Origin of the sequence: Collinsella aerofaciens (assembly GCF_040910185.1) — a bacterium.
In the GTDB taxonomy this organism is placed as follows: Bacteria; Actinomycetota; Coriobacteriia; order Coriobacteriales; family Coriobacteriaceae; genus Collinsella; species Collinsella aerofaciens_BF.
In genome coordinates this window covers 1-2,398 of sequence record NZ_JBDGBA010000043.1, presented here as the reverse complement: position 1 = coordinate 2,398, position 2,398 = coordinate 1, and the positions used below count along the sequence as shown (strand labels likewise).

At 60.4% G+C, this 2,398-nt stretch carries 2 protein-coding genes; both read right to left on the bottom strand.

What is annotated here, in order from left to right; translation table 11 throughout:
• Window positions 1–472 (bottom strand): plasmid recombination protein (locus AB5Z54_RS09765; protein WP_368161402.1); only part of this gene is annotated, 472 nt, incomplete at its 3' end.
• 423 nt (window positions 473–895) lie between these two features.
• Window positions 896–1,867, bottom strand: a complete 972-nt coding sequence (locus AB5Z54_RS09760) for a hypothetical protein (protein WP_368092397.1) — start codon at window positions 1,865–1,867, stop codon at window positions 896–898.
• Window positions 1,868–2,398 lie beyond the last annotated feature (531 nt).

Here is a 2,398-nt window from a genome sequence, read left to right as displayed (position 1 = left end):
TGTCGGGCGCGAACAGCTCCTTGGCGCACAGGCGGTCGTGGCCGTCCTCGCCGCGGATGACTGGGGCGATCCAGATGTGCGCGTGCGGGGTTCCCTCGTCCAGATGAATCTGGGCGGCGAGCAAGTTCTCGTATCCGTACCGCGCACCGAACCACTGAACCGACCTGTCAAGAAACTCCTTGGCCGTCTCCTCGTCCGGAAGCGCTTCATTTGTCGACACGATAAACCCCATCGCGCGGACTTGGTTTTCCCTGACCTTCCTCTTCGTCTTGAGTTCCGCCATGCGCCGCTCGACCGCCTTCTCAAGCGGCACCGGGCACTCGTCCTCGGCGCGGCAGCGGTAGCCGATGTGCCGGCCGCTCTGGTCAACATCGTTGGCGTAGGTGTGCGCCCGCCTGTCCAGCTCCTTGCCCACGGCTTCAAGGCTCTCGCATTTGGTCGACTTCATGGCAATCAAGGGTGCTACGGTCATGTCAAACTCCCGAGTTCGAACCACCTAAAGGTGCGTTAGCGGCTTTGGTATAGTCTTTGGTATAGTCACGTTATACCAAGCTACGCTTGGCCGTGCAAGGGCGCTGCCCTTGACCCGCTCGGGCGTTCCCCCCGAGACCCCCCAGCCCTCGTCCGTTCGCGGCGTCGCTCACGTTCTCGGACAGCACGCGGCGGCGCGTGCATGAGGGGGCAAGCCCCCTCAAACTCCCCCTTGATGGGCTTCCTTCGCCGCGACTAGAGCAAGGAAAGGGTCGATGGAGCAGAGCGTCCATCGACCCTTAATCAAGTCTGGTCTATTCGGTTGGCCGTCGCGTCAATTCCGCAATCCGTGAACGAGTCGGCTTAGATCTGCGCGAGCGCAGACCACGCCGCCCCGTAGTCACGCATTGCTACATTGACCCGTCTACTCGAACCGAGCGCACCAACTCCGCGCTTCGGCAACGGCTGCGGCGGCGCAGTCGGTCGGCATGGTGAGGAAGTTCGCTCGCAAAAAATCACGCGCGCGCTTTTTCTGCTTCCAATTGAGCATGGAAACGTAAGTCTCGATTTCCTCGTTCCGCTCTGCCTTTTCTGCCAGAAGCATCCCAAGCAAGCGCAGCCAATCACGCGAGCGCGGCGGCGCATCGTCCGCACCGGCTGGGCCCCACGCATGAACCTGCGGCCAGTGTGCGGCAACCTGCGCCGCGTCCCACTCGCCATCGCACGTCAGCTCGATGCGCGTCAGCACGCCCGACAGGTTCATCTCTGCTGCCTTGTCGTAGACCTTCACGTACCCAGCAGTGTTCTTGACCCCGAGGTATTCCGTGATGCCGTTGCTGATAACGGCTTTGTACATCCGCCTGTCCTTGCTCAAACGACAGTCCTTGCGGGCGCACTCGATGTCGTAGGCAAGGTCATACCGCTTCAAGCTCGCGTGGGATACGCACGGCGCGAGCTTTTTCAGCAGCCGCCAGAACCGCTTGTCCCCAGCCACCTTGTTCGGGTTGAACTCAACGAACCCGCGATTCATGTTGACCTTGCAACTCGGCTCTATGAACCCGATGCCGAGCGCGACCGAGCTATCGCCGATGGCGAAGCTCCAAAGCTCGTACCAACCGCCAGGGCGAATCTTGCTCGTCCATGCGTTCATGCTGTCGCAGTCGAAAGTCTGGGCGTGTCCGCTCAACCACTCGCCCTTGCCATTGATGAACGACAACTTCAGGCGAACCATATCGATTGAGAACGTTGCCCCAGATTCGGCTCTGTATGCATTCCAGTAAGACGGTCGAACCTCCGAAAGTTGATGAAATCCGGCTATTAGACAAGGGCCGGATTTCAAGCCGCCGTTCTCGGGGTCATTCACGACCCCATCAATTTGTTTACTTTCGCCGCTCATAAAATAAAACCTCCCGGGTCTCGGGAGGTCACAAACTCGGATATGGTTTGCCAGTTTGCTGTAGTCAGATGCCCGCGTGCTAGAATGGGGCCGCGGTACTACGGTGGCATTTGAGTCGTGACCTCAGTGTCAGCGTCGGGGGGTAGGAGCCCCGTTCGCCTTTGCCGAATTGTACCTCAAACGAACGACCCGCCCGCCTGGCTTAAGGCTGGGCGGGCGTTTTCGTTTCAGCGGCTCTGACTCCACGACCGCCGCGGCGGTCTATCGTCACGGTTCGCATCCCGCGCCTTAGCAGCCCTCTGGGCTTCCGCAGCACGGGCTTTGGGGCTTCTGTCATCGTCTTCCCCGTAATCGCGCTCCAAGGCCGCCAAATCGCGTTTGAGCGCCTTTGTGGTCATCCGCGCACTTCTCGGCCCGAGCCTTCTGGTGAGGTCCGCAATTGCCAGCCCAAGCCGTCCAACCGCTTCTCTGACCTCTTCCACGAACTGACCGACTCGTCCGCGGAGTCCATCGCATCGAGCAGCGATTTCA

What these genes read in the sequence shown, in the direction of transcription:
- AB5Z54_RS09760 (WP_368092397.1), bottom strand. Translation starts at nt 1,867, where the DNA reads ATGAGCGGCGAAAGTAAACAAATTGATGGGGTCGTGAATGACCCCGAG.